This is a genomic window from Halorubrum rarum (genome assembly GCF_048380895.1).
Classification (GTDB): Archaea; Halobacteriota; Halobacteria; order Halobacteriales; family Haloferacaceae; genus Halorubrum.
In genome coordinates this window covers 153577-176279 of record NZ_JBLWMN010000001.1, presented here as the reverse complement: position 1 = coordinate 176279, position 22703 = coordinate 153577, and the positions used below count along the sequence as shown (strand labels likewise).

Genomic DNA, 22703 nt, shown 5'->3' with positions numbered 1-22703 from the left:
CGTGCGATAACTCACCGACGAGCCGGGTTCGTCGGTCAGTCGTCGGCGGTAACCGGCTTCCAGTCGCCCTCGTCGGTGTCGAACCGACTCTCCAATCCGATGCCGAGCGTCTCGTTCGTCCGTGCGATCGATTCCGCGGGCGACAGATCGGTGCACATCGATCGGATCGCGTCGACGTTCTCGGGGACGACGTCCGCCTCCTGGTGGACGTTCTGGAACAGGTACAGATCCCGACCCGTGACGTTGATCGACTCCGCCCAGATGCAGTTCTCCCAGACGTCGCCGCGTGGGCGACCGATGTCCCGCGCGAACTCCTTCAGCTTGCCTGCGCCGTCGATGGCCGCGATCTCCGGGATCAGGAACGTTCGATCCTGGTCGGCGAGGAGGGCACGAACCTCCTCGGTGTCCGGTTCCGATTCGAGCGTCACGTTCAGGCTGTGGGTGTGCATCTGCGTCGTCGGGACGGTGAGTCCGAGCGTGTCCACGGCGACGTCGGGCAGAACGGTGTTCACGTCCGGACCGTGGTGAGAGGGGATCGTCACCGGATCCGGAAGCACGTCGTTGATCGGGCCACGGCCGGTCTGTGCCGGGTCTCCACCGCGCCGGACGAGGGTCGCGCGCACCTTCTCGATCCCGTACTGCTCTTGAAGGGGAGCGATCACTCTGGAGAGTCCGGTGGTGTTACAGGAGACGACACGGACGAACTCCGCGTCCCGTGACGCCTCGAAGTTCGCGCGCGAGTTGAACGACGCGTCGGCGACCGAGGCCCCCTCGCCGCCCTGAAAGACGGCACGCACGTCGTGTTCGGCGTACGTCTCACGGTTCTCCGCGCCCACGCCGGAGGGACAACAGTCGACCACGACGTCGATCTCCTCGAGCATGTCGGGCAGCGTCCCGGCGATCTCGATGCCGGCATCGGTGAAGTCGCCCGCTCGGTCGGCGATCGCGGCGTACAACGAGTAGCCGCGCCGGAGGGCCGCGTCGGCCTCGTAGTTTGGACGGGTCTTCGCGATGCCGACGAGTTCCATGTCGGGTTGGGCCTCGACCGCGTCCGCAACACGTTTTCCGATCGTGCCGTACCCGTTGACGCCCACGCGTATCATGTGCCTATCACTCCTCCGCCAACCGGCATAATTGTTACGAGTAAAGAGACAAGAAATTAACTACGGCACGAGTAACCGATGGGTTAATTCGCCAGCAGACGGCGTGTAACTCGAATACGTAACATGATTAAAAGTAACGTTCGAGGCGTATCGGATGAGAAGGACTAACGGGACGGCCGACCGAGGAGACGTATGACCGAGGAGATCGCGGGGGCGGCACGAACCGCCGTCGAACAGTGTTTGAACGTCGGTGCCGACGAGTCGGTGATCGTTGTCACCGACGACGAGCGACGGCCGATCGGCGAGGCGTTATACGAGGCGGCGCTACGAGTCACCGATGACGCCTCGATCATCCGGTACCCGCCCGGCCAGCAGCACGGGACCGAGCCGCCGGCCCCCGTCGCGGCGGCGATGGCGGACAGCGACGTGTTCCTCGCGCCGACGACGAAGAGCCTGAGCCACACGCGTGCCAGAGGTGCGGCCTGCGAGGCCGGGTCCCGAGGCGCGACGCTTCCGGGGATCACGGCGGACGTGTTCGTCGTCGGACTCGACGCCGACTACGCGGCGATCGCCGACCACAGCGCGGCGATGCTCGACGCCGTCGGCGACGCCGACGAGATCAGGGTGACGTCACCGCAGGGAACCGACATCACGTTCGGGATCGGCGACCGCGAGTGGCTCGCGGACACGGGAATGGTCCACGAGCCGGGCGAGTTCTCGAACCTTCCGGCCGGCGAGGTGTTCGTCGCACCCGAAACCGCAACCGGGACGTACGTCGTCGACGGGACGATGCGCCCACACGGGCTGCTCGCCGAGGGACAGCACCTGACGTTCGAGGTCGACGACGGGCAGGTCACGTCGGTTTCTGACGACGCGATCCGAGCCGACCTCGAGACGGCCGCCGAGTCGGTCGGCGACGCCGCGTACAACCTCGCGGAGCTCGGAATCGGGACCAACGTCGGCGTCGCCGAACTGGTCGGATCGGTGCTTTTAGACGAGAAGGCCGCGGGCACCGTTCACATCGCTATCGGCGACAACGCGGGGATCGGCGGCGACACCGGAGCACCCGTCCACCTCGACGGGATCCTCCGGGAGCCGACGGTGTACGCGGACGGAGTGGAACTCGAGCTTCCGAGCGCCTGAATTGGGTCGATCACGATCCCTCCCCGAACCCGTCACGAACTCGCCCCGAGCCCGTCACGAACTCGCCCCGAGCCCGTCACGATCCCGCCCCGAGCCCGTCATGATCCCGCCCCGAACCCGTCACGAACCCGTCACGAACCCGTCACGAACCCGTCACGAACCGATCGTGATCGCTGGTGATCCGTTGATCGCTCGGCTCGATCCGCCGACGACGAGTGCGAAGATCCGAGCGCACGCCCAGAACGGCAGCGATCCAAACCGGACGTGGATGGACGGGTATACATGTTTGGAGCCCGAACATCGGGTATGTCTCATATGAATACACGTAACCGGCGGTTTCTACGAGGTGAACGATGAATCCGAATCGGGTCGATTTCATCGTCGATCTGATGTATGGTCTCATGATCTTCGTCTCGATCGTACTCATCGTCGCGGTCGGAACCGGTATCGGGATCGCGTTCGGACTGGGCGTCCTGGTTTCGTACGTCGTCCACGTCGGATGGAAGATGGCCCGGTTCGACCCCGACTGGATGACGACCGAAGTGGTTAGACAGGTCGAGGAGACCGTCACCGAAGAGGTCGAGAAGAGCGTCGGCAACACCGTCAGCGAGGAAGTGGAGAAGACGGTCGGTGAGACCGTCGGAAAGGAAGTCGAGAAGAGCGTCGGCGACACGGTCAAGCAGGTGGAGAAGACGGTCGGTGAGACGGTGAGCAAGGAAGTCGAGAAGACGGTCGGTGAGACGGTGAGCAAGGAAGTCGAGAAGACGGTCGGTGAGACGGTGAGCAAGGAGGTGGAGAAGACGGTCGGCGAGACGGTAAGCGAGAAAGTCGACGAGACGGTGAGCGAGGAAGTGGAGAAGACGGTCGATGAGAAGGTCGATGAGACGGTGAGCGAGGAAGTGGAGAAGACGGTCGATGAGAAGGTCGATGAGACGGTGAGCGAGGAAGTGGAGAAGACGGTCGATGAGAAGGTCGATGAGACGGTCGACGAGAAAGTGAAGAAGACGGTCGACGAGAAGGTCGATGAGACGGTCGACGAGAAAGTGGAGAAGACGGTCGACGAGAAGGTCGATGAGACGGTCGACGAGAAAGTGGAGAAGACGGTCGACGAAAAGGTCGATGAGACGGTCGACGAGAAAGTGGAGAAGACGGTCGACGAAAAGGTCGACGAGACGGTCGACGAGAAAGTGGATGAGATAGCGGGGAAGACGGCAGACGGATCCTAACACTCCGTTTCTTGTGCGCGAGGGCTGTGTGTGTCGTCGATCGTCCCGAGATGGGTTGTACCGCCTTTTGGGAGTCGTGCTGGCGGTAGCGAGGGGCGTTCGATACTCCGGTTGATCCGGGACAAACCGGCGTAACGGTCATTGATTTATATACGGTGACGGGATCAAGGAGAGTGTACGATGAAACCGGGTATTGCGGTACTGGTGGCTGGGTTGATGGTCGTCGGCGTCGTGGCGGCCGTCCCGGCTGCCGCGGCGGTCGGCGGGATCGCCGGTGGGACCGACGTGCACGCCGTTGGAGCGAGCATCGACGGACAGACCGATGCGAGCGACGTCGAGTCCGACGACGTGAACGAATCGAACGCGACTCGGCCGGGAGAGCGACTCGGGGGCGTGATCGGCGTCCAAGCGTCCGAAATCACAGAGGAGGTCGAGTCCCGTTCGTTCGAACGCCGGGTCGCGGCCGACAGGAGCGACGACGAGCGTGCGGACGCCGTTAGCGATCGCTTACGTGACAACGAAGCGCGCCTCGACGAGATCGAGGCTCGGCACGCGCAACTCCGAGAACGGCGTGATGCAGGCGAGATCACTGACGGAGAGTACCGAGCCCGAACGGCACGCCTCGCAGCGGAAACGGCGGCGATCGAGCGCTCTACGGAGCGGAGCGCAACGGTTTCCGAGGAGTTCCCGGCCGAAATGCGCCGGTCACACGGTATCGACGACGAATCGATCCGAACGATCCGGAACCGGACGGCCGACCTCTCCGGCCCCGAGATCGCCGAGATCGCCCGCGGGATCGCCGGGCCGAACGTCGGTGGTCCGATGAGCGCCGGTGAACGCCCCGACCACGTCGGTCCGCCCGACGCGAACGAGACGCGCGGGGGTGGCCCGCCGGACGCGAACCGAACGGAAAGGGAGACCCCGAGAATGAACGGGACACACGGCGGCGGACCGTCGGACGGGACACACGGCGGCGGACCGTCGGACGGGACCGCCGGACCGTCGGACGGGACCGCCGGACCGTCGGGCGAGACCAACCGATCGTCGGGCGAGACCGGATCGAACACGACTGTGGACGGGAGCAGAGCCGATGACTCGGAGACACCGCCCGGAAGGGATACCGCTGAACGCGAGAGTGAGCGTCCGTGAAACGGGAGGATCCGTGGACTGCGGTACGTGGACATCGAAAGCGACGTCTGAGACCACCGCAACGGGATCCGAAAGTGAGTTCGGCCAGCACGGCGACGGCGGGGCAGGACGCGGATCGGTCGGCGGACTGGTCGCGTGAATAGAGGCTAACGTGACGCTGTGATAGCGATATCTGACTTCGACGAAGCGTTGTAATAAGGGTTTTAATGGGTCGAATCATTCCTGTCTGTGTGACTCACCGCCCGCCGTTCGGCGTCGTTGTGCTGGCCGTGTTGGTGGTCGCCATTGCCATCGTGAGCGGCGGCTTCGCCGCGTCGGCGGCCGGGGACGCCGGCGAGACCATCGGGATCGAGCAGGTGGAAAACGAGATCGATCCGGACGACGTTCTCCTCGCGATCGATCTCGAGGACGACGGGGACGCGGTCTGGACGATCGAGTATCGAGCGCGGCTGGAAACCGACGACGAGGAGGCCGCGTTCGACGACCTCCAGGCGGATATCGAGTCGGAGCCGGAGGCGTACACCGCGACGTTCCACGACCGGATGAACGCGACGGCCGACGACGCCGCGAACGCGACCGGGCGAGAGATGTCGATCACGGAGATGTCGATTCGAGCCGAGCGGACCGATCTCCCCCGTGAGTACGGGGTCGTCACGTACTCGTTCCGCTGGTCGAACTTCGCCGAGGTGGACGCGGACGGTCGCATGGTCGCCGGGGACGCCGTTGACGGCCTGTTCCTCGACGACACCTCCGCGCTCCGAATGAGTTGGCCCGACGGCTGGGAGCGCGCCGACGCCGCCCCACCGCCGACGGAACTTCGAGATAGCTCGGTCGTCTGGCAGGGGCCGACGAGCTTCTCCGGCGGGGAGCCGCGCCTGACGCTCGTTTCGGCCGATGACGCGGGAAGTGACGGAACAACCGGTGACGGAACCGGCGGGAACGGAGTCGCGAGCGACGGCAACGTCTCCGCGACCACGCTCGGACTACTTATCGTCCTCCTCGCGTTCGGACTCGTCGCCTTCGCGGTCCGGCGGGGGTGGGCCGGTCCGATCGGTCGATTCGGCTCCGAGGAAGCGGCGCGCTCCGACGCCGAAGCCGTCTCCGAGAGAGCGGTTGGGAACCATCCGGACGCTGCTAGTACTGATGCTGACGGCGAAGGCGACGGGGCGGCGGATGGTGACGCCGGAGTCGACGAGTCCGCTGACGGCGAGGACGGCGACGCCGACGACGACGCGGGACCGTTCGGTGCCGGCGTGGATCCGGACCTGTTGAGCAACGAGGAGAAGGTCCTCCGACTCATCGAAGCGAACGGCGGCCGGATGAAACAGAAGCGAGTCGCCGAGGAACTCGACTGGACGGCCGCGAAGACGAGCCAAGTGACGAAGGGGCTCCGGGAAGACGGCGACCTGAAGGGGTTCAGACTCGGTCGCGAGAACGTCCTCGCGCTTCCCGAGGAGGACCCTCGGTGAGGATCTCACCCCGCAGTTCGGGCTACTGAACCGCGTCGTATGCGTCGGCCATCACGTCGATCGCCTCCCTGAGTTCGTCCTCGCCCGTCGCGTACGAGATACGGGCGTACCCGGCCCCGTGCTCGCCGAACGCGTCACCGGGGACGACGATCACGCCTCGGTCGAGACACGCTTCGACGAACCCGTCCGGCACCTTCGGCATTGCGTAAAAGGCACCGCGGGGTGTTGGACACTCGATACCCGCGTCCGCGAGCCCGTCGAGGAGGAGGTCGCGCCGCCGCTCGAACGAGTCGGTCATCTCCTCGACGACGTCGCGATCGCCACGCAGGGCCGCCTCCGCGGCGTACTGTGACGGTGCGGACGCACACGCCTGCGCGTACTGGTGAACCCGGACCATGCGATCGATCCGGTCCGCGGAGCCGTACGCCCACCCGAGTCGCCAGCCCGTCATCGAGAACAGCTTCGAGGCGGAGTTGACGACGACGACGTTGTCCGTCTCCGCGAACTCCATCGGCGAGTAGTGGGCACCCTCGAACACCGTGTACTCGTACACCTCGTCGGAGACGCACAACACGTCGTGTTCGTCCGCGATCCGGGCGAACTCGCGGACGTCCGACTCGGAGGAGACCGCACCCGTGGGGTTGCCGGGAGAGTTGACGATGAACGCCGCGGTGTCGTCGGTGATCGCCGCCTCGATCGCCGCGGGGTCGATCGTGAGGTCATCGCGAAGCGGAACCGGGACGGGTTCCCCTCCAGCGAGTTTGGTGAGCGCGTCGTAGGAGACGAAGCCGGGATCCGGAACGATCACGTCCTCGCCCGCACTGACGTGCGCCTCGATCGCGATGTGGAGCGCCTCGCTGCCGCCCGCGGTGGCGACGACGTTCGCGGGGTCGACGTCGACGCCCTGATCCTGCCGGTGTTTCTCGGCGATCGCCTCCCGGAGCGACCGGATTCCCTTGTTCTCGGTGTACGCGTCCGCCTTCCCGGTCCGGATCGCGTCGACGGCCGCCTCGCGAGCGTGTTCCGGCGTCGGGAAGTCGGGCTGACCCAGCCCGAGGTTGATCGCGTCCTCGCCCGCGGCCTCGAACACCTGGCGGATCCCGCTGATGGAGATCCGCTCGACTCTGTCGGAGAACTTCGGCATGTCGGAGGGAGGGTGCCGCCGCGAGTTAGTTCTTGTTACGTCGGGACGGACGTGGCGACGTGCCGTACGATCTTATAAGTTCCACGCGATCCGACGTGTCACATGGACCAGAACCCGGACGAACACACGATCGATCTGGATCGAACGGCGCTCGCGGCCGTCGGGGCGACCCGCGGCGAACGGGAGGTCGAGATCGGCCCGCCGAGCGATCAACCGGACCACGCGGAACTGACCGTGCGACGCGGGGACGACGGAATCGTCTGTAGCGTGGACGTGACCGCTGGCGATCTCGGCACCGGGCACGCGGACGTGACGCTGACCGACGGAGAGGCACGGTCACTCCGGGTCGCGCTGGAGGAACTACTCGACTAGCGCGACTCGTCCGAGTCCCCGTCCGCCGGCTCCGCGACGTTCGACGCTTCGATCCGGTCGAAGACGTCGATCACCAACTTCTCGATCCGGTCCCGGATCTCGCGGACCTCCTCGATCGGCCGCTCGCCGGGATCGGTCAGCGCCCAGTCCTCGGTCGTCACCCCGTCGAGAGTCAGCGTCGAACAGCCCATGGTCGCCACGAAGTCGGCGTCGGCGAGCGTCGCCTCCGAGACGTGTCTCGGCGTCCGACCGTTCACGTCGAGACCGACCTCGTCGAGCGCGTCGACGACGACGTCGTGGACCGCGTCGGCGGGATCCGTCCCACCGGTGACGACCGAGACCTCGTCGTGCAGTCCGCGACGGTCGCGCTCGCGCTCCGCGAACGCAGTCGCCATCTGACTTCGTCCCGCGTTTCGGACGCACATGAACACGAGCGTGGTCGTTTCTCCCGTCGTATCGATAGTGTCGTTGGCTGTCATCTGTGGTCGGTCGGTGTCAGTCGTCGGTCGGTGTCAGTCGTCGGTCGTCGGTGCTGATGACTCATCCGTTCGTCCGTGGGCCCGCATGTGAGACCGCGTTGGTCCCGGGACCGCGAAGCGTCGTCTGGATCCCCGCCTCCGCGACGTTGACCCCGTACTCGGCGGTCCGAGTGACGCTGTCGAGGAGTGACGCTGTCGAGGACGGTCGCGAGCGCGTATCCGGTGGGAAGCGCTCGTTCGTATAGCCGCCGATCGAGCGATTCGGCGTCGTCCACGACGCGGTCGGCGTCGGCGAGAACCCCACAGAGCGTCTCGGCGTTCCCGTCGTTCAGCATCGCCGAGAGCGCGTTCCGGACGAGATTCCGGGACTCCGTCCCGAGGCGAGTGACGTCGTCGACGACGTCGTCGGGGGGCGGCGTCTCGATCTGGTCGGCGGTCCCGGCGATCTTCACGGCGTGGTCGGCGACCCGCTCGATCTGACGCGCCGCGGTGTAGTAGTCGAAGGTCGTGAGATCGCTTCCGGCTCCGTCGACGCGAACGTCGACGAGCGAGCGCTGGAACTCGCGGGCGATCAGTCCGAAGAGGCGATCGACCGTGTCGTCCTGCACCCGGACCCGCCGACCGCGCTCGGCGTCGCCGTTGAGCGCCGCGGAGATCGCCTCTTCGTGCATCCGGAGCGCCGTACTCTCCATCTGCGCGAGGGTCTGTTTCGGGGAGAGGTCGTCGACGTCGAGCATCGCCCGAGCGACGATCGCGTCGTCGGTCTCCTCGGAGACCTCGATACCGACGAGCCCGGCGACCGCCTTCCTGACGGCGTCTCGGACCTCTCGGTCCGGCTGCCCCTCGATCCGGACGACCTCCGCGCCGGCGACGTACGCCGCGGTGAGGACCCGTTCGATCGCTGCGGGAGCGTGACGCACCGCCGACGCGGTCACCGTCCGACGGCTTCCGTCGTCGTCCGGCTGGGTCACGAGCAGACGGTCCCCGCGGTCGTACAGGCGGACTCGATCCCCGTTCTCCACCGACTGCGCGATCGCCCACTGCTTCGGGAGCGACACCGTGTACGTCGTCCCGCCGGTCAGCTGGATCTTGCGGTCGTAGGGGCCGTCGGGGGTGTCCATCTCAGTAGATCAACTCGTCGTCGTTCTCGATCATGTAGAGCGTGCGTGCGGCGACGTTGACGGCGTGATCGCCGACGCGTTCGAGATCGCGGACCGTCAGCAGCGCGCGCGAGACGTCGTCGAGTTCGACCTCCAGCGCTCCGCTGTCGGGGGACGGGTCGGTCGTCCGCCGCGCCGTCTCCGCGGCGAGGAGCTCCCGAACGACGCTCTCGCTCGCGATCCGGCACCGTTCATCCAGCGTCTCGTCGCGCTCGGCGACCGCGCGACACGCCTCCGGGTCGGCGGACTCGTACGCCGCGACTGCGTCGGCGACCATCTCGCCGGCCGCCGTTCCGATCTCCCGAAGGTCGACGGCGGGGTGAACGCCGCCGGTCTCCGACGTACCGTATCCCGCGAGGTTCGTCGCGAGGTCCGCCACGCGTTCGAGGTCCGTGATGATCTTGAACGACGCCGTGATCAGTCGGAGATCCCCCGCGACGGGCTGTTGGAGCGCCAGCAGCTCCGTGCAGTCGTCCTCCAGTTCGAGGTACCGGTCGTTCACCTCGTGGTCGCCCCGTATCACCTCCCGTGCGAGGTCGGCGTCCCCGGTCTCGGCCGCGTCGAGCGCGGCGTCGTAGCGGTCCAAGACGAGATCGCCCATCGACACGACGTCCCGACGGAGGTCGTCGAGCCGACGCTGGTAGTTCTCTCGGGGCATTATCCGAACTTCCCCGTGATGTAATCCTCGACGCGTTGGTCGTCGGGGTTCTCGAAGATCCGATTTGTGTCGCCGAACTCGACCAGCTGTCCGCCGGTGAGGAAGACGGCGGTCTTGTCGGATATCCGGGCGGCCTGCTGCATGTTGTGCGTGACGATGATCACCGTGTACTCCTCGACGAGCTCGTCGATCAGGTCCTCGATCTTCGAGGCGGCGACCGGATCGAGCGCGGACGTCGGCTCGTCCATGAGGATGACTTCGGGGTCGGGGGCGATGGCGCGGGCGATACAGAGCCGCTGTTGCTGGCCGCCCGAGAGGTCAAGCCCGGAGGAGTCGAGTTGGTCTTTCACCTCGTCCCACAGCGCGGCCCCCCGGAGCGCCTCCTCGACGCGAGCGTCCATGTCGCCGTCGTACCCCTGGATCTCCAGTCCGTAGGCCACGTTGTCGTAGATCGATTTGGGGAACGGGTTCGGCTTCTGGAACACCATACCGATCTTCCGGCGGAGGGCGACCGGGTCGACGTCGTCGTCGTACACGTTCTTGCCGTGAAACGAGAGGTCACCGTCGATCCGACAGACGTCGATCTGGTCGTTCATCCGGTTGACGCTTCGGAGGAACGTCGACTTCCCGCAGCCCGACGGACCGATGATCGCCGTCACTTTGTGTTCGGGGATCTCGATGTCGACCGCGTCGAGTGCCTGGTCGTTCCCGTAGTACACGTCCAGTCCGGTCGCCGAGACGACCGTCTCGTCCGGTCGATCCGCCCGACCGGTGTTCCCGCTCGATACGTCCGTCGTGATCAGAGTGTCGGATTTCTGTGTAGACATGGTTACACTTCCGTCTCGTACTTGTTCCGCATGAGAACTGCGACCGCGTTCATCGACAGCAGGACGGCCAAGAGCACGACGATCCCGACCGCAGCGAGGTGGATGAAGTGTTGGCTCGGCTCGGCCGCCCACGCGTAGATCTGGGTCGGCATCCCGCTGAAACGGTCGAACGGGCCGCCCGGTGTGCGGTTGACGAAGATCGCACCGACCATCAACAGCGGTGCGGTCTCGCCGATCGCGCGAGCGAGCGCGAGGATCGTCCCGGTGAGGATCCCCGGCATCGCAGCCGGAAGCACGACCTGTCGGATCGTCTGCCACTTCGTCGCTCCGGTCGCGTACGATCCGTTTCGTACGCCGTCGGGGACCGCACGTAGCGCCTCCTGTGACGAGACGATGATGATCGGCATCACGAGCAGCGCGAGCGCGACCGATCCCGCCAACAGGATCGGTCCCATGCCGATCCCGTTGACGAGTGCCGCGAGCGCCAGCAGTCCGTACACGATCGAGGGGACGCCGGCGAGGTTCGCGAGGTTCGCCTCGATGAGCCGAGTGATACGGGTGTTGGGTGCGTACTCCTCTAAGTAGATCGCGGACCCGACGCCGATGAAAAAGGACAGTATCGCCGTTAACGCCATCAACATCACCGAAGCGACGATCGCACCCCTGAATCCGGCCCGTTCCGGGCGTCGCGAGCCATCGGCGGTGAAGAACTGGACGAGACCGATCTCGAACTCCGCGATCCCGACGTAGAAGTCCGTTATCACGTCGAGCAGCAGTAGTCCGAGCGCGACGACGCCGAACATCGAGGCGGCGAAGATGATCGCGAGGAAGACGCGGTTCTTCAGATGTTCGCGACCCAGGTCGACGTCGTCGAACAGCGATCCGTCGTAGCCGTCGCGGGACCCGCTGACTTCGCCGCCGTCCGTCTTCGCGTCCCCGTTCATCGATACTCCTCCTGGAAGCGGCGTTTGAACCAGTCGTTCAGCAGGTTCATCGTAAGCGTCATCAGGAACAACAGCAGACCGACCGCGAACAGGCTCTGGTACTCGACGGTTCCGACCGCGGAGGTTCCCCGTGCCATCGATACCATGTACGCCGTCATCGTCATGATCTCCGAGAACGGGTTCGCCGTGACGTTGGCGTTGAACCCGGCAGCGAGCGTGACGGCCATCGTCTCGCCGATCGCTCGCGACACCGCGAGGATGTAGGAGGCGAAGATCCCCGACAGCGCCGCCGGGGTGACGACGTTCAGGGAGACGTCGTACTTCGTCGCACCGAGCGCGTACGCTCCGTTTCGGAGGTCGTCGGGAACCGCCTGCATCGCGTCCTCGCTTATCGACGATACCATCGGGATCGTCATGATCCCGACGACCAACATGCCGGAGAGCATGCTGTATCGACCGATGTTGATGCCGAACAGCTCCGCGATCGGGCCGAGTACGACGGGATTGATGAAGGCGATCGCGAAGTAGCCATACACGATCGTCGGGATGCCCGCGAGCACCTCGAGCGTCGGCTTGAGCTTCGATCGAACGTTCTCGGAGGCGTACTCCGAGATGTAAAGCGCCGTGGCGGTACCGACCGGGATCGAGACGAACGCCGCACCGACCGTGATCGCCAGCGTCCCGAAGATGATGGGCCACGCGTTGTGTCCGGGCGTCGCGTGGTCGGGAGCCCACCGGGCCTCCCCGGCCAGCAGTTCGCTCACGCTCAGGAACTCCCCGACGGTGACCGTCCGTTCCGTCCCCACACCGAGAAGGATCTCCGTGGCGCGTGCACCGAAGAAGTAGCTCACGGCGTTGTCGATCAGCACGAAAAAGATCGCGAGCGTCGTGAGGACCGTGATGGTCGCACAGCCGAAGAGAACGCGTCGCATCCGACGGTTGTTCTCCTTGGCATCGCTTGCGGCCGCGTCGCCCGTGATCCCCGGTCCCGGGTTCGTATCAGTGCTCATCCTGTCGATTCCTCGTTACTCTCGTTGGACGGTGAGGTCGTCCGGCGACGCGTCGACCTCCTCGAGCCAGGCGTCGATCTTCTCGTGGTTCTCGTCGGTCACGTCGTCGGGCGCGGCGTAGAACCCCTCATCGCGGGCGAACTCCTGTGCGCCGTTGGTGTAGAAGCGCGCGAACGAGCCGATGAGATCCGTCCGCTCCGCGAGGCTCGCGATGTTAACGAACGCGAACAGCGGGCGCGCCAGCGGGGAGTAGAGACCGTCCTCGATGTTCTGCTCCGTCGGGAGATAGAAGCCTTCGTCGGCGTCGCTCTCGACGGGCACCGCCTCGATCGGTTGATCGCCTTCGATGTCTCGGAGGTAGCCGAGGCCGCCGAAGCCGAAGCCGTGTTCGTTGTCGGCCACCGCGCCCATGATCTCGTTGGTCTGGCTCGTCGCCGAGTAGTCGTCTCGGACGTTACCTATCTCGCCGGTGATCTCCCGGGTGAAATAGTCGAACGTCCCGGAGGCGGAGTCACGGCCGTGTAAGGCGATCTCCTCGTCGGGCCACTCGTCGCGGACGTCGCTCCACGTCTCGACGTCGGACTCGAACCGCCAGATCCGGTCGAGTTCCTCCAGCGTGATGTTGTCGACCCAATCGTTTGCGGAGTTCTTGACGACCGCGAGCCCGTCGAGTCCGACCTCGATGAAGCCGTAGTTGACGTCGTTTTCCCCGCACAGATCGATCTCCTCTTCGGTGATCTGTCGGCTCGCGCTCTGTACGTCGGAGTTCGCCCGGCAGAACTCCTGAAAGCCTGCACCCGTCCCCTCCGGGGCGACGTCGACGAGCACGTCCGGGAACTGCTCCTCGAAGTTCTCGCCGGCCCACGAGGTGATCGGCGCGACCGTGTTCGAGCCGGAGGCGTCGATCGTTCCGGAGATCCCGTCACCGTCTCCGTCGCCACCGAGACATCCCGCGACTGCAACCGCGCCGACGCCCGCGAGCGCCGCGAGGGATTTCCGTCGAGTGATACCGGATGCGGTGCCGTGTTGGCTGGGTGCCATCACTGCAACGTGAACGGGGTCGACATAAGTAGTATGCTATGTGATATATAATTCGGCGTGTAGAGAGGGATAGCCCTACCGAGCGGTAAGAGGCGAATGTACGCCAATATAGGACTATATAGGAAGGGTAATGTATCCATCACGAACGGCAGGACGGTTGCCGATCTGCGTCCGGTCTCTCAGGACCGCTCCGTGAGGTCTCCCGTATCAGCGACCGTTGCCGACGACGACGACCGGGTGGCCGACCTGCGGCTATCGATCGAACGCGAGACGACCCACCGACGGTGGCGATTCCCGCTCGATCACCGGCGGCCACATGGAGGGCTGCCCATCGTGGGTGGAGATATTTAGCCGTCCTCGACGAAGTCGACCCATGAGCCGAGCCCGCGACGTGAGGGGTCGCCGGCATGACTGACCCGACCGAAAGCGGCCGAACCGGCAGTTCTGACGGCTACGACGGGGGGAACTCCGCGACGGCAGACGAGTCCGTGTCGAACAGTAACTCCCCGACCGACGTCTCCTCGTACCGAGGGGAGGCGACTCCCGAAACGCTCCGGGAGATCGCCCGCTACTTCATCTACATCGGGATCGTCGGCTTCGGCGGCCCGCTCGTCCACATCGCGATGATGGAGGACGACCTCGTTGCCGACGACCCCGACGACCCGGCTGCCGACGGCTGGACCGACCAGTCGACGTTCATGGAGGGACTTGCGGTCTGTAACACGCTCCCCGGGCCCGCCTCGACGCAGCTCGGGATCGTCATGGGGTGGGTACGCGGCGGTCCCCTCGGCGCGCTCGTCGCCGGCGGCGCGTTCATGCTCCCGACGTTCCTGCTCGTCGTGTGCTTCTCGTGGATATACTTCGCGTATCGGACGGTCCCCTCAGTGGAGGCGTTCTTCTACGGGATCACCCCCGTCGTTATCGGACTCATCGTCGGGGCGGCGTGGTCGATGGGTCGCTCCGCACTGGCGGAGGGTCGGACCGACACGTCGGTCGAGCTCCGCGGCGAGACGTGGGAGATCGACTACCTCCTCGCCGTCCTGCTCGTCGCAACCGTTCTCGTGACGGTACTGATAAACCCGAATCCGGTCGTCGCGTTCGTGGTCGCCGGACTCGTCGCCGTCGTGCTGTATCGCTCGGCGTGGGTTCGGGCGAACCTTCGAACAGGGGTCGTGTGGGTGATCGTCGGTGCGGCGCTGGGCGTCCTGTACACGTTCCGTGATCGACTCCTCGATCGCCTCGGACCGAGTGCCCATGGGGCCGTGGAGGCGTCGCCGGTGTGGGGGATCCTCCTCGTCCTCTGGTCGAACACGTGGGTGATGCTGTTCGTCTTCATGTTGTATACGGGTTCGTTCATCTACGGTGGCGGACTCGTGCTCGTTCCCTTCATCGAGAAGTACGTCGTCAACGAGTTCGGGTGGCTGACCGCCCGAGAATTCGTCGACGGCGTCGCGATCGGTCAGCTCTCGCCCGGTCCTGTCGTGATGACGACCGCGTTCGTCGGCTACAAGGTCCTGCTGGACGCCTCCGGCGGACTGATCGCCGTCGCGGTCCTCGGCGCGCTCGTCGCGACGATCGGCGCATTCGGCCCGTCGTTCGTGTTCATCATGGGCCTGTTCCCGTACTTCGCGAAGGTGCGCGAGAACGACGTGATCCAGACTGCCCTTAAGGGAGTAAACGCCGCCGTCGTCGGCGCGATCCTCGGCGCGACGGTGACGCTCGCACGTGAGTCGTTCGTCGTGGACGGCGTTCTCGACCCGCTGACCGTCGTGCTCGCTGCCGCCACGTTCGCACTGTTTGTAAAAGGCATCGACGCGGTGTACCTGATATTCGGTGGCGGGGCGGTGGGAATCGCCGCCTTCTTCCTGTTTTGAGGGGACCGTTCGAGCGACGACGTCGATACGCCGTTTCCTCACTCGATGAAAAGCCCGTCGACGAGCGTCTCGATCAGTCGCTCCTCGACTTCCTCGTACTCCTCGACGCGGACGGCTCCGATGAGCGCGTCCTGTGAGCGAGTGACGAACACCAGCGATCGGACCATTCCGCGGATCAGTTCGGGGTCGTCGTAGCGGAACTCGTCCATCCGTGCCCACCGTTCGGCCGGCGTGAGTCGATCGTCCGAACGGGCCGCGGCGATCGACTGCCGCTCCGACTCGGACAGCTGTTCTTGTAGTTCGCGGAGCTCCCCTTCCACGATCAGTCGCGAGGCGAGCGGGCTCGATCGGACCTCGGCGAACATCGTCCGAAGCAGCGCTCGAACCTCGTCTCTCGGCGTGTCGGCCGCGTCGACGGCGTCCTCGAGCCGCGACTCCAGGCGGTCACGTTCGCGACGGAGCACCGCGACGTACAGCGCCTCCTTGGAGTCGAAGAACCCGTAGAACGTGCTCGTCCCGATCCCGACGGCCTCGGTCACGTCCGAGATCCGCGTCCGTTCGAATCCGAACCGGGCGAACAGCTCGCGGCCCGCCTCGACGAGCTCCGCTCGGATCCGATCGCGGTCCGCCTCCGAGAACCGACTCATCGCGTCACGTCCCGTGAGAGCGCGTCGACCCGTTTCGGCGTTCCCATACACGCTGAACGAATCCACGAACGAAAACGTTATTGATTCGTGAACGAAGGATCCGTTGTGAATCGCACGTATCGTCGTTTCCGTGATCTCGTCTCTGCTCGTGTCTCATGAACGGGAGAACCCTCCCGGCACTTCTCGTCGTGGCCGCCCTCCTCGCGACCGGAACCGCCATCGCCGCGACGGGCGCGGTCGACGGACAGACGAACCAGGTCGGGATCAGCGGCTCGCCCGATCTCGACATCCACGTCCCTGACCCGAAGATCAACCCCGGAGAGACCAACGAGGTGACGATCCAGATCTCGAACACCGGCGACGTGCGCTACGGGCCGTCGGACGCCAGAGAGGTGGTCACGACCGCACGGAACGTCCGCGTCGAGGCCGACGCCGACGGAACGCCGTTGACCGTCGAAACGGGACAGTCCGCGATCGGGTCGGTCACGGAGAACCGGCCCGGAGAAGTGCCGATCGCCGTGAGCGTCCCCGCCGACGTCGAGGCCGGGACCTACGAGCTCGACGTCGAAATCCGGTACGGCTACACGCACCTGCAGGACGGCGGCGTCACGCAGGACCGAACTCGTCGGATGACCGAATCCGTCGAGGTCGAGGTCGACGACGACGCACGCTTCGAGATCACCAACGCGACCACCGACGCACAGGTCGGCGATCGCGGGACGCTCGAAGCCGACGTCGAGAACGTCGGTGCCGACGCGGCCCGCGACGTCGACGTGATCCTGGAGTCGTCGAGCGCCGGACTCGGGTTCGGCGAGGCGCGGCAGGACGCGGCCCGGATCGCGGAGCTGGCTCCGGGTGAGACGGCGACCGTGCGCTACGACGTCGCGTTCGCGTCGGACGCGCCCGTTCGAGAGTACACGCTCGACGGCACGGTTCGGTTCGACACGAGCGACGGGCTCGAACGCGCCGACGAGAGCCCCTCCGTCGGTGTCACCCCGGTGGGGAAACAGCGCTTCACCGTCGGTGACGTCGAGTCCGACCTGTACGTCGGCGAGGACGGCGACGTGTACGGCACCGTGAGGAACGACGGCCCCGCCGAGGCGCGAAACGTCGTCGTCCGATACACCGACGACTCGCCGAACGTGATACCGATCGAGAACGCCGTCTCGGTCGGAACGCTGGCGGCGGGCGAGTCGGCGTCGTTCCGGCTCCCGCTGGAGATCGGCGGCGAGGCCGAGGCGGTCGACAGGAACGTCGACATCGCGGTGCAGTACCGAAACGCGGAGCTCGAATCGCGACTGTACGAGGACGTGGCGCTCTCCATCGACGTCGAGCCGAAGCGCGACGGGTTCCTCGTCGACGTCGCGGGGCGCGAGATCCGATCCGGCGAGACCGTCACGGTCGACGTCGAGGTGACGAACAACCTCGATGAGACGGTCAGAGACGTCGAGGCCCGCCTGTTCGCGAACAGCCCGCTCGACAGCGACGACGACGAGGCGTTCGCTTCGGAGCTGGCTCCGGGCGAGTCGACCACGCTCACGTTCGAGCTCTCGGCCGACTCCTCCGCGACCGCCAAGACGTATCCGGTGTCGTTCGACTTCCGGTACGACGACGAGCGCGGAAACAGCCAGCTGTCGGACACCACGCGCGTTCCGATAACCGTCGTCGACGCGGAGGAGAGCTTCCCGTGGCTCCTCGTGGTCGGCGTCCTCGTCGTGATCGGAGCCGCGGGCGGTGGCTACTACCTCTACGCGCGGGACGCGTAGATGAGCCGAGTCGGCGAGCGGATCGAGGAGCTGACGAACCGGGTCAACGACCTGATCGTCTCGCGTCCGAGGACGGTCGTCGTCGCGTTCCTCGTGGTGACGGCCGTCTTCGCCGGGGGAATGACCGCCGTCGAGACGGAGACGGACGCGACCGGCGGGTTCACCGAGGACCTCCCCGAACAGGAGGCGCTCGACGCGATCAACGACGAGTTCGACGACCCGTTCGAGGCCGGCGAGGAGACGACCCAGCTCATCCACGACGGGAACGACGTCCTGGCCCGCGGGGAGCTCCTCCACATGCTTCGGTTACTGGAGCGCATCGACGCGCGCGACGACCTCCGGATGGCGTCCGCGAACGGACCGGCCACGATCGTCGCACAGTCGCTGGACCCGACCGCGACGACGCCGGCCGAACAGCGCCGCGCCGTCGAGCGGGCGACCGACTCCGAGATCAGACGAGCGGTCCGTGCGCTCGCGGCGGACCCGGGGTTCACGGCGGTCGTCTCGGACGATTTCAACGAGAACCACGCGTCGGCGTCGACCTCGATAACCGTCGTGACTCACGACGTTCCGCGCGGGTTCGACAGCGACGACCTCCAGGACGCCCAGATCAGTATCGACGGCCTCGCGGACGACGAACCCGCCGACATCCGCGCGTTCGGAGAGGGGATCATCAACGAGGAGTTCGCGAACATCATCGGCGACTCGCTGGCCATCGTCATGCCGATCGTCGTCGTGTTGCTGCTCGGGTTCCTGGTCGTCGCGTACCGCGATCCGATCGACCTCGCGCTCGGGCTGTTCGCGCTCCTGATGACGATCGTCTGGACGTTCGGGTTCTTGGGGTTCTCCGGGATCCCCTTCGACCAACAGCAGATCGCCGTTCCCGTGTTGCTTCTGGCGGTCGGCGTCGACTTCGGGATCCACATCATCAATCGCTATCGCGAGGAGACCGTCACGGGAATCGAGTCGGTGCCCGCGATGCGGATCGCGGCCAATCAGCTCGCGATCGCGTTCGTCATCGTCACCGTCACGGCCGTGTTCGGCTTCGGGGCGAACGTGATATCGGATCTCGACCCCATCCGGAACCTCGGACTCGTCTCGGCGGTCGGGATCGTGTTCACGTTCCTCATCTTCGGGCTGTTCCTCCCGGCCGCGAAACTCGAGTCGGACCGCCTCCGGGAGGCGTACGGAGTCCCGGAGTTCAACTCGTCACCGATCGCGTCCGAGGAGTCCGCGCTCGGTCGACTGCTCTCCGTCTCCGCCACGGTCGGCGAGCGTGCGCCCGCACTGTTCGTCGTCGCACTGATTCTCGTCGGCGGTGGCATGGGCGCGTACGGCGCGGGCGTCGACACCACGTTCGAGCAGGAGGACTTCCTCCCGCCCGAGGAGGAGGCGTGGTACGTCGAGCACATCCCCGAGCCGTTCGCCCCCGACGAGTACACCGTCACCGAGACGATCAATCTCCTCGACGACCGCTTCGAGGCGAACCAGGACGAGTCGATCACGGTGTTCGTCGAGGGGCCGTTCGAGGAGGACCACGCCCTCGAAGCGCTGGCAGCCCCCGACGACGACCCACCGAGCAGCCTCGCGGTCGGTCCCGGCGGCAGCGCGGAGTCGACCAGCATCGTCACCGTGATCCGATCGCACGCCGAGCGCGACGAGGAGTTCGCCGCCCTGGTCGCCCGCAACGACCGCAGCGGAAACGGGATTCCCGACCGCAACCTCGACCGGATCTACGACGAGCTGTTGGACTCGCCCGCGGGCCCGCGGGCCGAGCGATACCTGACCGACGACCGCCGCGGCGCACAGATCGAATACACGGTGGCGGCCGGCGCGACGCAGCGTGAGGTGTCGGTCGACGGGGCCGAACACGCGACCGCGTTTCGGTACGACGCGACGGCGACCGGACAGATCGTCATCTTCGATGCGATCACGCAGATCATCTTCGAGTCCGCGATCCAGGGGCTCGTACTCGCGCTCGTGTTGACGACGGTGTTCCTCGTCGTCTCGTACGGCGTGTTGGAGGGGAAACCGACGCTCGGAATCGTGAACGTGTTCCCGATCGCGATCGCGGTCGCCTCGCTGATCGGGACGATGCGGTTCTTGGGGATGCCGCTGAACGCCCTTACCGGGACGATCCTCTCTATCGCCATCGGGATCGGGATCGCCTACTCGGTCCACATCACCGCGCGGTTCGTCGACGAGTACGACGCGAGCGGCGACACGCTCGCGGCGCTGACGACGACGCTCACCGGCACGGGCGGCGCGCTCACCGGAAGCATGCTCACGACGGCGCTCGGCACCGGTGCGCTTTCGCTCGCGATCACGCCCGTCCTCGGTGACTTCGGCCTGCTGATGGCGATGAGCGTCGTCTACTCCTTCGTCGCGTCGATCGTCGCGCTCCCGCCGGCGCTGTTCTTATGGGACCGGTTCGCGACGTCGGGCGGGCCTCCCAGGCGCTCCGACGCGGGGGCGGACGGGCCGATGCACTGACGCCCGCCTCACCTACCGACGCCGTTCCCAGATCGGCGTGCCGTCAGCGCCTCGACCGGCCGTCCCGGTCGCGTTCCCGGAATCGCGGTCGCCGTCGAGTCGGTCATCGTCGAGACGGGTACGGAGAAGCGGAACCAGCTTCGCTGGCGGCGCGTGGATCAGGTCGTCGTCGACGGCTCGCAGCCGGTAGTTCGGATGGCCGACGCCCATCGGGACCTTCACGCTCTCGATGAGCCCCCGGTCGACGAGGTGCCGTCGGTCCTCCGTGAACCGCTGGCGGGCCGCGATCCCGACCTCGTCGGCCCACGTCCGGACGTCCGAGAACAGGTGATCGTGGCGCGCACCCAGCGCGACGAGCAGCGTCAGGTCGGTCACGCGGCCCGAGCGGTCGAGATCCCCGATCTCGGCCGACGCCAGCACCGTGGCGAGGTCGTCGGCGAACCGGTCGTCCAGTTCCGTCCGCGCCGAGCCGATCAGTCGGCTCCGACTCGGCATCCCGACCGTCGCCGGATCGCCCCCCTCGAACCACGACGTCGCCGCCGCGCGGAGCCCCTCGATCACCTCGGGGTCGGATTCCGAAACGACCGCTCGGTCGCCCGCCGGACCGGTCAGCGCGTGGACGGCGTCGGCGACGACGAACAGCCCGCGGGGCGTGATCGACGGGTCCGCGGTTCGAAGCGCGAGCGTTCCGGCGGACAGCGCCTCGGCCACCGCGGTCCCGAGGACGAGCGATCGATCGAGACCGTCGACGACGCGCGGGGGACACACGAGTCGCCACGTCCCGCCGTCGGTTCGTCTCCGGGCCTCGATCACGGCGGGAAGGAGTTCGTCGTCGACGCCGACCCCGAGGAGGCTCTCTCGGCCGGCGAGCGCAGTCTCGACGTCCTCGACCGCACGCATACAGTCGATCGATGGCGGAGCGTCAATGAACGTTCCGCTCGGTGAGCGTTGCTCGAGACGGCGCGTTGAGGGAACCTGTAGGGAGCGTGCGAACGAAACGAGTCAGTGAACTACGGGACCCGCACGACAGTGAACTACGGGACCCGCGCGAACACGAGATATCCCGTGTGACCGACGCCCGCGGTAGCGGGTCGCGAGCCGCGATCGGAGAAGTCCATCTCCCGGGAGATCGTTTCGAGGGCCTCGACGTCCGCGAGCCCCGCCTCGCGAGCGGCGAGGACGACGTCTCGAGTCCCCTCGACGAACGGGGAGTACACGGCGAGGAACCCCCCGGGAACGAGCAGATCGGGGGCGCGAGCAACGACGTCGGCGGCGTCGCCCGTGTCGAGCGTGAGGAGGTCGAACGGCTCGGCGTCCGTCAGCTGGTCGAGCGCCTCGACGATATCGCCGGTCCTGACGTCGACGTCGGCCGCGACGCCGGCCGTCTCCATGTTCCTGCGGGCCACGTCGGCGAAGTCGGGATCGATCTCGTAGGTCGTCACTGACGCGCCAGCGCGGGCGAGGTACGTCGAGAGGATCCCGCTCCCGGTGCCCGCGTCGAGAACGCGGTCGCCCGCGGCGACCCCGGTATGTCCCATCACGAGGCCGATGTCGCGGGGCATCATCGGCGCGCCGGTGCGTTCGAGGTGATCGAAGAGATCGGGGCCGCGGAGGGCTCTCACCTCGAAGACGGTGCCGAGATGCGTCTCGACGGTGTCGCCGTGTTCGACGTCCTCCGGGACCTCGATCACGCCGAGGTCGGTCCCGAACTCCTCGCCCGGCTCCAACAGGTACTCCCGATCGTCGTGAACCAGGAGGTACGCCGCGTCGGTCACTCGAGGTTCGCGATCGCGGCCGCGAGGTCACCGTCGGTCGCCTCCAGCGCCTCGCGTGCCTCCGACTCCGGTACGCCGGCGCGCTCGGCGACGATCGCCACGTCGTCGGCCGGGATCGCTCCAGCCGCATCCGAATCGTCGTCGGCCTCGTCGCCGCTCCCCCCGACGCCTGCGTCGTCGACCTCCTCCGGATCGCCGACGATCTGGTAGGTCTGCTGGCCCTGTGCGTCCATCCGGGTGACCTGCGGCCCCTCGAACACGAGGTCGCCGTCGGCCGTCTCGATGACGACGCGTTCGGCGTCGAGCTCGTCGACGTCGATACCCATCTGCTTCATCATCTGTTTCATCTTGCGCGGGTTCATCCCGCCGCCTCCAAACATGCTCCCCGATTCGGCCGCGCGGTACAAAAAGAGTGGCGAAGCG

21 protein-coding genes are annotated in these 22703 nt (G+C 66.3%); 8 read left to right on the top strand and 13 right to left on the bottom strand.

Annotated features, from left to right (window positions below):
• Window positions 1–35 precede the first annotated feature (35 nt).
• Window positions 36–1103: a type II glyceraldehyde-3-phosphate dehydrogenase gene (locus ACNSN7_RS00850; RefSeq protein WP_418279958.1), complete on the bottom strand. Its 1068-nt coding sequence runs from the start codon at window positions 1101–1103 to the stop codon at window positions 36–38.
• Window positions 1104–1295: 192 nt separating this feature from the next.
• Here ACNSN7_RS00850 and ACNSN7_RS00845 point away from each other — a divergent pair, with 192 nt between their 5' ends.
• The 4 genes from ACNSN7_RS00845 to ACNSN7_RS00830 all read left to right on the top strand — a co-directional run bounded on the left by ACNSN7_RS00845 (window position 1296) and on the right by ACNSN7_RS00830 (window position 6090).
• Window positions 1296–2246, top strand: coding sequence for an aminopeptidase (locus tag ACNSN7_RS00845; RefSeq protein ID WP_418279957.1), 951 nt, complete (start codon window positions 1296–1298; stop codon window positions 2244–2246).
• 353 nt (window positions 2247–2599) lie between these two features.
• On the top strand, window positions 2600–3472 hold the full coding sequence (locus ACNSN7_RS00840) for a hypothetical protein (RefSeq protein ID WP_418279956.1): 873 nt from the start codon (window positions 2600–2602) through the stop codon (window positions 3470–3472).
• 180 nt (window positions 3473–3652) lie between these two features.
• The gene (locus ACNSN7_RS00835; RefSeq protein ID WP_418279955.1) at window positions 3653–4621 is read left to right on the top strand and encodes an SHOCT domain-containing protein; all 969 of its coding nucleotides are present in this window, start codon (window positions 3653–3655) and stop codon (window positions 4619–4621) included.
• Between the two features lie 230 nt (window positions 4622–4851).
• Window positions 4852–6090, top strand: coding sequence for a helix-turn-helix transcriptional regulator (locus ACNSN7_RS00830; RefSeq protein WP_418279954.1), 1239 nt, complete (start codon window positions 4852–4854; stop codon window positions 6088–6090).
• 22 nt (window positions 6091–6112) lie between these two features.
• Here ACNSN7_RS00830 and ACNSN7_RS00825 read toward each other — a convergent pair whose 3' ends face one another.
• Complete coding sequence (locus ACNSN7_RS00825) at window positions 6113–7234, bottom strand: pyridoxal phosphate-dependent aminotransferase (protein WP_418279953.1); 1122 nt, start codon at window positions 7232–7234, stop codon at window positions 6113–6115.
• 102 nt (window positions 7235–7336) lie between these two features.
• Between ACNSN7_RS00825 and ACNSN7_RS00820 the strand changes: the two genes are divergently transcribed.
• Entirely contained in the window at window positions 7337–7606 is a 270-nt protein-coding gene (locus ACNSN7_RS00820) for a hypothetical protein (protein WP_418279952.1), read from the top strand.
• Here ACNSN7_RS00820 and ACNSN7_RS00815 read toward each other — a convergent pair.
• From ACNSN7_RS00815 to ACNSN7_RS00785, 7 genes are read right to left on the bottom strand one after another with little or no spacing between them, the layout of a single operon-like run.
• Window positions 7603–8085, bottom strand: coding sequence for an arsenate-mycothiol transferase ArsC (locus ACNSN7_RS00815; RefSeq protein ID WP_418279951.1), 483 nt, complete (start codon window positions 8083–8085; stop codon window positions 7603–7605). The two genes, ACNSN7_RS00820 and ACNSN7_RS00815, sit on opposite strands and share 4 nt — an antisense overlap.
• Window positions 8082–9206 carry a PhoU domain-containing protein gene (locus ACNSN7_RS00810; RefSeq protein ID WP_418279950.1) on the bottom strand — a complete coding sequence of 375 codons (1125 nt, stop codon included), beginning with the start codon at window positions 9204–9206 and terminating at the stop codon, window positions 8082–8084. Before ACNSN7_RS00810 ends, ACNSN7_RS00815 begins: the two co-directional genes overlap by 4 nt.
• Window position 9207: 1 nt before the next feature.
• Window positions 9208–9903, bottom strand: a complete 696-nt coding sequence (gene phoU / locus ACNSN7_RS00805; protein WP_418279949.1) for a phosphate signaling complex protein PhoU — start codon at window positions 9901–9903, stop codon at window positions 9208–9210.
• On the bottom strand, window positions 9903–10730 hold the full coding sequence (gene pstB, locus ACNSN7_RS00800) for a phosphate ABC transporter ATP-binding protein PstB (RefSeq protein ID WP_418279948.1): 828 nt from the start codon (window positions 10728–10730) through the stop codon (window positions 9903–9905). Before pstB ends, phoU begins: the two co-directional genes overlap by 1 nt.
• Before the next feature lie 2 nt (window positions 10731–10732).
• Window positions 10733–11674 carry a phosphate ABC transporter permease PstA gene (gene pstA, locus ACNSN7_RS00795; protein ID WP_418279947.1) on the bottom strand — a complete coding sequence of 314 codons (942 nt, stop codon included), beginning with the start codon at window positions 11672–11674 and terminating at the stop codon, window positions 10733–10735.
• Entirely contained in the window at window positions 11671–12684 is a 1014-nt protein-coding gene (pstC, locus tag ACNSN7_RS00790; RefSeq protein WP_418279945.1) for a phosphate ABC transporter permease subunit PstC, read from the bottom strand. The genes pstA and pstC overlap by 4 nt, the downstream gene beginning before the upstream one ends.
• A gap of 15 nt (window positions 12685–12699) precedes the next feature.
• Complete coding sequence (locus ACNSN7_RS00785) at window positions 12700–13725, bottom strand: PstS family phosphate ABC transporter substrate-binding protein (RefSeq protein ID WP_418279944.1); 1026 nt, start codon at window positions 13723–13725, stop codon at window positions 12700–12702.
• Window positions 13726–14213: 488 nt separating this feature from the next.
• Here ACNSN7_RS00785 and chrA point away from each other — a divergent pair, with 488 nt between their 5' ends.
• Window positions 14214–15599 (top strand): chromate efflux transporter, encoded by a 1386-nt coding sequence (chrA, locus tag ACNSN7_RS00780; RefSeq protein ID WP_418280196.1) that lies wholly within the window; start codon window positions 14214–14216, stop codon window positions 15597–15599.
• 38 nt (window positions 15600–15637) lie between these two features.
• On the opposite strand, the gene ACNSN7_RS00775 is transcribed toward chrA, so the two are convergent.
• The gene (locus ACNSN7_RS00775) at window positions 15638–16246 is read right to left on the bottom strand and encodes a TetR/AcrR family transcriptional regulator (protein WP_418279943.1); all 609 of its coding nucleotides are present in this window, start codon (window positions 16244–16246) and stop codon (window positions 15638–15640) included.
• A 155-nt stretch (window positions 16247–16401) separates the two neighbouring features.
• On the opposite strand from ACNSN7_RS00775, the gene ACNSN7_RS00770 reads away from it, so the two are divergent.
• Together ACNSN7_RS00770 and ACNSN7_RS00765 are read left to right on the top strand one after the other, a co-directional pair.
• Window positions 16402–18012 (top strand): COG1361 S-layer family protein, encoded by a 1611-nt coding sequence (locus tag ACNSN7_RS00770; RefSeq protein WP_418279942.1) that lies wholly within the window; start codon window positions 16402–16404, stop codon window positions 18010–18012.
• Entirely contained in the window at window positions 18013–20505 is a 2493-nt protein-coding gene (locus tag ACNSN7_RS00765) for an efflux RND transporter permease subunit (RefSeq protein ID WP_418279941.1), read from the top strand.
• A 12-nt stretch (window positions 20506–20517) separates the two neighbouring features.
• On the opposite strand, the gene ACNSN7_RS00760 is transcribed toward ACNSN7_RS00765, so the two are convergent.
• The 3 genes from ACNSN7_RS00760 to ACNSN7_RS00750 all read right to left on the bottom strand — a co-directional run bounded on the left by ACNSN7_RS00760 (window position 20518) and on the right by ACNSN7_RS00750 (window position 22660).
• Complete coding sequence (locus tag ACNSN7_RS00760) at window positions 20518–21405, bottom strand: transcriptional regulator TbsP domain-containing protein (RefSeq protein ID WP_418279940.1); 888 nt, start codon at window positions 21403–21405, stop codon at window positions 20518–20520.
• Window positions 21406–21539: 134 nt separating this feature from the next.
• On the bottom strand, window positions 21540–22280 hold the full coding sequence (locus ACNSN7_RS00755; protein WP_418279939.1) for a tRNA (adenine-N1)-methyltransferase: 741 nt from the start codon (window positions 22278–22280) through the stop codon (window positions 21540–21542).
• A complete protein-coding gene (locus ACNSN7_RS00750) occupies window positions 22277–22660 on the bottom strand; it encodes a nascent polypeptide-associated complex protein (protein WP_418279937.1) in 384 nt (127 codons plus the stop codon). Before ACNSN7_RS00750 ends, ACNSN7_RS00755 begins: the two co-directional genes overlap by 4 nt.
• Window positions 22661–22703 lie beyond the last annotated feature (43 nt).